Here is an 8,041-nt window from a genome sequence, read left to right on the forward strand (position 1 = left end):
GAGGTGATCCGCCCGGCGCTGGACGGCCGCCCGGCCGGTGCCCCGTTCCGGATCGTGGCCGCCCTGCCGGTGTGCGTGACCGGGGACGCCGCGGAGGCGCGGAGCCACATCCACCGCGTCCTCGGCGCCAACGACGCTCTCCCGTCCTACCGGAAGGTGCTGGCCCGGGAGGGCGTGGACGGGGTCGCCCAGCTGGCGATCGTCGGGTCGCCGGACGAGGTGGCTCGGCGCATCGACGCGTTCGCCGAGAGCGGTGTCACGGACTTCGCGGCCCACCCGCTGGCCAAGAGCGACGTCGATACCGAACGCACGTGGGAGTTCCTCGCCGCGCACGCCAAGGCCCGCTGACCAGCGGATTAGGGCGCTGTCGGCGCGCTGGACCGCTCCGGGCCGAAGCAGGTCCGGAGCGGCATATCATCGACGTCAAATGTCATATTTCCGGCACGTCCTCGGCCGGGTAGGGCAGGGCGCGCCGGGTCCCCGCCCCATCCGTCCTGTAACCCGGCGGGAACGCGGCTGCTTATTCCGCGTCCGCACTGGTCGATCCGGGTTCACCTACGAGGCGCGCCCGGCCGCACTCCTCCCGGGGCGGGCGCGCCTCCCCGGCCCCGCGGCCGGGGAGGCTCAGCGGTAGTCGCCGCCGGCCAGGTAGCGCGCCAGCCGCGGCGCGCTCGCCGACCGTGACACCAATTCGACTTTGACGTCAAGATCAGGCAAGTCGTGGTAGCAGCCGCCGGCGCGCCGGCCGGTGCCGTCGAGGAGGGCCGCCTGCCAGGCGCAGCCGCGTTCCTCCAGGTCGGCCGACTCGCCCGCCACGTCGTCGCTCCACATGCCCAGGTGGTGCAGGCCGGTCCGCTCCCAAACGCTGCCGGGGACCTGCACGAGCAACTCGATGTAAGGCGGTCCCTCCATGGAGAGAACGAATGTCTGGTCGTACGTCCGCGTGCCCGAGGGGGACGCGAACTCGGCCGGGAAGCGCTGCACCCGGCCCCATGTCACCCCCGCGGCCGCGCTGAACTGGGCCATCGCCGGCTCCAGGGCCGGGACGACGATGCCGACGTGGTAGATCCGCGTGCTCCCCACAAACTTCTCCCAAGTATTGACCTCGACGTCAGAACATACTTTGATGTTAACCGTCAGGGCCGGGGCGGGGAAGCCGCCGGCCTCAAGATCCCGACCACTGAAGGCGATACGGTGACCCGAAGCTCTGCTTCCGAAGGCTGGGGCGTCCGGACGGTTCCCGCCGGACTCGCACAGCACTACCGCGACGAAGGCTGGTGGACCGGCGACACCCTCGGCTCGATGGTGGCCGCGGGTCTGGGCCGCGCCCCGCGCTCGCGCTTCCACGTGGGCTCGAAGACACGCCCCTACACCGGCACGTTCGCCGACGTGGACCGGGCGGCGCGCTCCCTCGCCGGGACCCTGCTGGCCCGGGACATCGGCCCCGGCTCGGTCATCGTCGTGCAGCTGCCGAACTGGGTCGAGGCCGCCATCACCTTCTGGGCCGCCGCGTACGTGGGCGCGATCGTCGTCCCCGTGGTGCACTTCTACGGGCCCAAGGAGGTCGGCTACATCCTGGACGACACCCGTCCGGCTGTGGTCGTCACGCCCGACCGCTTCGGCCGCACCGACCACCTCCAGCAGTACGAGCGGCTCCTGGGGGAGCGCGACGGCGAGCCCCTCTGGCTGGTCGTGAGCGACCGCCCCGAGTGGGAGCTGCCGCGGGCCGCCACCCCCTTCCACCGGCTGCTGGACGGCGACCCGCTCGCCGAGCCGGTGCCGGTCGACCCCGCCTCCCCGGTGATCGTGGGCTTCACCTCCGGCACGACCCTCAACCCCAAGGGCGTGATCCACAGCCACCAGACGATCGGCTGGGAGGCGCGCCAGGCCGACCACTTCTACGGCAAGGGCGGCCCCCCGCAGATCGTCGGCACCCCCGTCGGCCACTTCATGGGGATGATCAACGCCTTCCTGCTGCCGCTGCTGCGCGCGGAGCCGGTGCACCTGATCGACGTGTGGGACCCGGCCGAGGTGCTGCGGATGATGGGCGAGCGGAAGCTCGGCATCGCCGGCGGCCCCACCTACTTCCTGACCAGCCTCCTCGACCACCCCGACTTCACCCCCGAGCACCTGTCCCTGATCCCGTACATGGGACTCGGCGGCGCGATGGTGCCCGAGGCCTTCACCGAGCGGGCCACGAAGGAGGGCATCGCGGTGTTCCGGTCGTACGGGAGCACCGAGCACCCGTCGATCACGGCGAGCCTGCTGGACGAGCCCGCCGACAAGCGGCTGCGCACCGACGGCCGGGCACTGCCCGGCGCGGAGGCCCGCCTGGACGAGGACGGCCAGATCCTCTCGCGCGGCGCCGACTGCTGCATCGGCTACACCGACCCCGCGCTGACCGCCCGCGCCTTCGACGCCGACGGCTGGTACCGCACCGGTGACATGGGCGTCTTCGACGCCGACGGCTACCTCACCATCACCGACCGCGTGGCCGACGTCATCATCCGCGGCGGCGAGAACATCAGCGCCCAGGAGATCGAGTCGCTGCTCCTCAAGATGGAGCAGGTCGCCGAGGTCAGCGTGGTCGCCGAGCCCGACCCGCGGCTGGGCGAGCACGCCGCCGCGGTGATCCGCCCGCACGAGGCGGCCGGCCCGGTCGGGCTGGACGACGTGCGCGCGCACCTCGCCGCCGCCGGGCTCGCCCGGCAGAAGTGGCCCGAGTCGGTGCACCTCGTCGCGGACTTCCCGCGCACCGCGACCGGAAAGATCCAGAAGTTCCGGCTGCGCCAGCAGATCCGCGACGGCGCGCTGGAGCACGCCCGATGAGGGGAGAAGCCTTGGAACCGTCGGGTTACACCGACCGGCCCGACTACCGCGTGGACGTCCACCGCAAACGCAACCTCGTCCGCGTGACGCACGAGGGCACGACCCTCGCCGAGACGACCGCCGCCCTCCTCGTGGACGAGCAGGACCACGGGATCGTCCTCTACATCCCCAGGGCCGACGTGCGCTTCGAGCACCTCGCGCCCTCCGAGCACACCTCGCGCTGCCCGTTCAAGGGCCGGGCGAGGTACTGGCGGCCCCGGGAAGACCCCGACCCCATCGCATGGGAGTACCCGGAGCCGTACACCGAGGTCGCGGTCCTCCGCGACCACATCGCCTTCTACCAGGACCGGGCCGTCGTTCGGATCGGCACCGCGGACCCCGTCACCTCCAACCCCCCGGCCCCCCGCCCCTGAAATAGGGAGAGACCATTGCGCCGAATCCTTGGCATCGCCGCCCTCGCGGCGCTGGCGGCGGCCACCGCCACCGCGTGCTCCGACTCCGCAGCCGAGTCCGAGTACGGCAAGAACCTCACCGGTGAGCCGGTCAAGCTGTCGGTGATCGCCTCCGGCCCCGGCCCCATCTACCAGCCCGAGCTGCTGAAGGCCGCCAAGGCCGCGGTCAACGCGGTCAACGACGCCGGCGGCGTCAAGCCCGGCGGCGGCGAGGCGCGCCCGCTGGAGCTGGTGCACTGCGAGGCGTCCACCGTCACCGACCCCAACGCGGCCACCAAGTGCGCCCGCGAGGCCATCGACCAGAAGGTCGTCGCCGGCGTCGGCAAGTACGTCTCGTCGGACGCCGTCGTCCAGGCGTTCCAGGGGGCGAACATCCCGCTGGTCGGCACGATGGTGCAGACCGGCCAGGACTTCACCAACCCCGCGTCCTTCCCGATCATCGGCGGCTCGCCGGTGCTCTCGGCGGGCACCGGCATCGCGCTGCAGAAGGCGGGCGCGAAGACGGTGGCGGTGGTGACCGGCGACAGCCCGTCCGGGCGGCTGGTCCCGCAGTACGTGAAGGCGCTGCTGGAGTCGCCCGGCGACCTGAAGGGCGCCTACTACCTGCCGTTCGACGCGTCGGCCGACCTGACCTCGAACTTCAGCGAGATCGCCGCCGCCAACCCCGACGGGGTGGCGCTGCTGGCCTCGACCGACGTCACCAGCAAGACCATCGTCGGGCTGCGGCAGGCCGGCTACAAGGGCAAGATCTCGGTGGTCGCGACGGCCGTGTCCGAGGGCTCGCTGGCGAAGACCGGCGAGGCGGGCGAGGGCACCATCGTCGTCAGCGACTACGAGCCGGTGACCAGCACGTCCAACCCGAAGATCAAGCAGTTCCTGGACGAGATGAAGAAGTACGGGGACGGCGAGGTCGAGGGCACCGAGTTCGCGCTGAACGCCTGGGCGTCGGTCCACCTGGTGGCCGACCGGCTCAACGGGGTGTCCGAGGTCAGCGGAGCCGCGCTGATGAAGGCGCTCGAAGGCAGCAAGGTGTCGCTCGGCATCGCGCCCGACTTCACCTACGGCGAGGCGAACTTCCTGAAGCTGCCGCGGATCCCGCGGGCCACCGTCCAGTTCCAGACCGTTGAGGGCGGCAAGATCATGGCGCCGGACGGCGGCGAGTTCACCGACCTCAACCAGGCCGCGAAGAAGTAACACGGACCCGGCCGGGAGCCTCGCCATGAACGACCTGCTCACGTTTCTCATCCTGGGGCTGTCGGTGGGGGCGGTCTACGCCCTCACCGCCCAGGGGCTGGTGCTGATCTACCGCGGCAGCGGGGTGGTGAACTTCGCGCAGGGCGCCTACAGCATGATCGGCGCCTACATCTTCTACCGCGTCGCTCCGGACCTCGGGCTTCCGCAGCCCGCGGCGTGGCTGCTCGCCCTCGGCGTGCCCGCGCTGCTCGGCGCCGCCACGCACCTGCTGCTGATGAAGCACCTGCGGCGGGCGTCGTCGCTGGTGCGGCTCGTCGCGACCCTCGGCGTGTTCGCGCTGCTGGTCGGGATCGGCTACCAGCTGTGGGGACGCGGGCAGGACCTCGTCGTCTCCCCGCTTCCGCACGAACCGCACCACCTGTTCGGCGCGGACGCGGGGATCGGCGAGGACCGCTTCTGGGTCATCGGCATCGCCGCCGTCCTGACGGTCGGCCTGGTCGCGCTGTTCCGGTGGACGCCGTTCGGGCGCTCCACCGAGGCGATCGCGGAGAACCCGGTGGCCGCGGCGGCGCTCGGCAAGTCGCCGGACGTGGTCGCCACGGCCAACTGGGTGCTCGGCGCCGTCCTGGCGTCGCTGGCCGGGATCCTGGTCGCGCCGATCCTGTTCCTCAGCGTCGAGGCGCTGTCCCTGATCGTGCTGCGCTCGCTGGCGGCGGCGCTCGTCGGCCGGTTCTACTCGTTCTGGAAGACGCTCGCGGCGGCGCTGGTCATCGGCGTCGTCGAGACGCTGCTGGCGCGCTACATCACCGACGAAGGCCCGCTGGCGCCGTTCGTCTCCGACGACCGGCTGCTGTTCGGTGCGTTCACCGCCCAGTCGGTGTCCCACTCCGCCGCGTTCCTCATGATCGTGGTGGTGCTCTTCGTCGCGGGCCGCAACCTGCCCGCGCGCGGAGAACTGCTCGACCGGCTGCCGGTGCTGGGCACGGGACGGATCTCCCTGCCCGGCCTGCTGGTGGCGGTGGCGCTGACCGTCGCCCTCATCCTGGCGGTGCCCTCGTCGTGGGCGGCCTCGATCCAGGTCAGCCTGGCCGCCGCGATGATCTGCCTGTCGCTGGTGGTGGTCACCGGCCTCACCGGGCAGATCTCGCTGGCGCAGATGGGCCTGGCCGGCACCGGCGCGTGGATCGCCGGGAAGCTCGTCCAGACGCAGTCGTGGCCGTTCGTCCCGGCCCTCGTGGCCGCCGTGGTCATCACCACCGTGGTCGGGGTCGTGGTCGCCGTCCCGGCGCTCCGCACCCGGGGCGTGAACCTGGCACTGCTGACCTTCGGCCTGACGGTCGTGCTGTCCCAGCTGATCCTGCAGAACCCGGCCCTCACCGGCGGGCTGGAGGGGATCGACATCGGCAAGCTGAGCGTGTTCGGCCTCCCCATCGACGGGTTCGACCATCCGCGCCGGCTGGCCTTCGTGACACTGGCGGTCCTCATCGCGGTCTGCGTCGCGGTGGCGAACGTCCGGCGCAGCGGCACCGGGCTGCGGCTGATCGCGCTGCGCAGCAACGAGCGGGCCGCCGCGGCGCTCGGCCTCAACAGCGCGGCGATCAAGGTCTACGCGTTCGGCCTCGGGGCGGCGCTCGCCGCGCTCGGCGGCGTGTTCCTGGCCTTCCGGCAGCAGAACCTGGTGCTGACCGAGTTCTCGCCGTTCTCGTCGGTGCAGCTGGTCGTCTACACGGTGATCGGCGGGATCGGCTACGTGATCGGCGCGATCGGGGCCGGCACGTTCGCCCCCGGCGGCATCGGCGGGCAGATCCTGCACTCGTTCGGGCTCGGCACCAACGCGCTGGAGATCGTCTCGGGCGCCATGCTGCTGCTGATCATTCTCGCGAACCCCAGCGGGATGGCGTTCGAGCAGGTCAGAGCCGTCTCGATGGTCCGCGAGCGGGTCGGGTCCCGGCGGCGCCGGGCCCCCGCGGCGGTCGCGCCGCCCGTCCTCGGGCAGGGCGGGGAGGCGCCGCGGGCCGAGCGCTCGGAGAGCGCCCGCACCCTGGAGGTCGACGGGCTGAGCGTCCGCTTCGGCCGGGTGCGCGCGGTCGACGAGGTGAGCCTGCGCGTGCGGCCCGGCGAGGTCGTCGCGCTGATCGGGCCGAACGGCGCCGGCAAGACGACGGTGATCGACGCGCTGACCGGCTTCGTCAAGCCGGAGCGCGGCGCGCGGATCCGGCTCGGCGAGCACGCCCTGGAGGACTGGGGCGCCGCGCGCCGGGCGCGTGCCGGGCTCGTCCGCTCCTTCCAGTCCCTGGAGCTGTTCGAGGACCTGACGGTGCTGGAGAACCTCCTGGTCACGTCGGGGAGCCCGGCGCGGCGGTACGTCACCGACATGGTCCGCCCGCGCATCCCGCGGCTGACGGCCGCCGGGGAGGCCGCCGTCCAGGAGTTCGGCCTCGCCGAGGACCTGGCGCGGCTGCCCGACGAGCTGCCGCACGGGCGGCGCAGGCTGCTGGCGATCGCCCGCGCCGTGGCGTCCGACCCGGCCGTGCTGCTCCTGGACGAGCCCGCCGCGGGCCTCGGCGAGGAGGAGACGGCCGAGCTGGCCAGGCTGATCCGGCGGCTGGCCGACACCCTCTGCATCGCCGTCCTGGTGATCGAGCACGACATGTCGTTCGTGCAGACGTGCGCCGACCGGATCGCGGTGCTCAACTTCGGGCGGCTGATCGCGGACGGCGCGCCGGAGGAGATCCTCCGGGACCCGGCCGTGGTCGAGGCCTACCTCGGAACCGACGCGCGGGCAGAGCCGGAAAGGGCGTGAGGACCATGCTGCTGAAGGTCGAAGGGATGTCCGCCGGGTACTCGGGCGTGGACGTCATCCGCGAGCTCGACCTGACCATCGACAAGGGCGAGGTCGTCGCGCTGCTCGGCCCGAACGGCGCCGGGAAGACCACGACGCTGCTCGCGCTGGCGGGGGTGCTCGCGCCGACGTCCGGGCGGGTCCTGTACCGGGACGCCCCGCTGCGCGGCGCGCTGCACCAGCGGGCGCGGCGCGGCGTCTCCTACATCAGCGAGCAGGGCTCGGTGTTCAGCCGGCTGACGACGCTGGCCAACCTGCGGCTCGGGCCGGGCCCGGTCGCCGACGCGCTGGCGCTGTTCCCCGAGCTGGAGCCGCTGCTCAAGCGGCGCGGCGGGCTGCTGTCCGGGGGTGAGCAGCGGATGCTCGCGCTGGCCCGGAGCCTGGCGGGCAGACCGGACCTGCTGCTGGTGGACGAGCTGTCCCTGGGCCTCGCCCCGCTGATCGTGCGGCGGCTGCTGGAGCGGCTGCGCGCGGCCGCGGACGAGGCCGGGACGGCGGTGCTGATCGTCGAGCAGCACGCCTCGCAGGTGCTGGCGGTCAGCGACCGCGGGTACGTGCTGCGCCGCGGCCGGCTGTCGCTGTCCGGCACGGGCGCCGAGCTGCTGGCCTCTCCCGAGGCCCTCCAGGCGGCCTACCTCGGGGCGGGCGCGGACGCCTCGTCCGGCTGACCGCCGTCGTACGGACCGGCGGCGTGCCGGGGACTGGGCGGAGTCCCCGGCACGCC

The 8,041-nt window shown here is 72.7% G+C and carries 7 protein-coding genes; 6 read left to right on the forward strand and 1 reads right to left on the reverse strand.

Translation table 11 applies throughout. The annotated features are described in order from the left end of the window. On the forward strand, positions 1-348 hold a 348-nt coding region (locus IEZ03_RS22985), incomplete at its 5' end, for an LLM class flavin-dependent oxidoreductase (protein ID WP_189241226.1). A gap of 276 nt (positions 349-624) precedes the next feature. Here the strand turns inward: IEZ03_RS22985 and IEZ03_RS22990 are convergent. Next, positions 625-1,083: a VOC family protein gene (locus IEZ03_RS22990; protein ID WP_184885642.1), complete on the reverse strand. Its 459-nt coding sequence runs from the start codon at positions 1,081-1,083 to the stop codon at positions 625-627. Positions 1,084-1,194: 111 nt separating this feature from the next. Between IEZ03_RS22990 and IEZ03_RS22995 the strand changes: the two genes are divergently transcribed. Genes IEZ03_RS22995 through IEZ03_RS23015 form a run of 5 tightly spaced genes read left to right on the forward strand, consistent with a single transcriptional unit; the run spans position 1,195 to position 7,985 of the window. Further along, positions 1,195-2,829: an AMP-binding protein gene (locus IEZ03_RS22995; protein ID WP_221480775.1), complete on the forward strand. Its 1,635-nt coding sequence runs from the start codon at positions 1,195-1,197 to the stop codon at positions 2,827-2,829. An 11-nt stretch (positions 2,830-2,840) separates the two neighbouring features. Beyond that, positions 2,841-3,242 carry a DUF427 domain-containing protein gene (locus IEZ03_RS23000; protein ID WP_221480774.1) on the forward strand — a complete coding sequence of 134 codons (402 nt, stop codon included), beginning with the start codon at positions 2,841-2,843 and terminating at the stop codon, positions 3,240-3,242. Between the two features lie 15 nt (positions 3,243-3,257). Next, entirely contained in the window at positions 3,258-4,475 is a 1,218-nt protein-coding gene (locus tag IEZ03_RS23005; protein ID WP_184885638.1) for an ABC transporter substrate-binding protein, read from the forward strand. Between the two features lie 25 nt (positions 4,476-4,500). Continuing rightward, entirely contained in the window at positions 4,501-7,278 is a 2,778-nt protein-coding gene (locus tag IEZ03_RS23010; RefSeq protein WP_184885636.1) for an ABC transporter permease subunit, read from the forward strand. Positions 7,279-7,283: 5 nt separating this feature from the next. After that, the gene (locus IEZ03_RS23015) at positions 7,284-7,985 is read left to right on the forward strand and encodes an ABC transporter ATP-binding protein (protein WP_184890710.1); all 702 of its coding nucleotides are present in this window, start codon (positions 7,284-7,286) and stop codon (positions 7,983-7,985) included. Positions 7,986-8,041 lie beyond the last annotated feature (56 nt).

The sequence above is a fragment of the Actinomadura livida genome (assembly GCF_014648675.1).
In the GTDB taxonomy this organism is placed as follows: Bacteria; Actinomycetota; Actinomycetes; order Streptosporangiales; family Streptosporangiaceae; genus Spirillospora; species Spirillospora livida.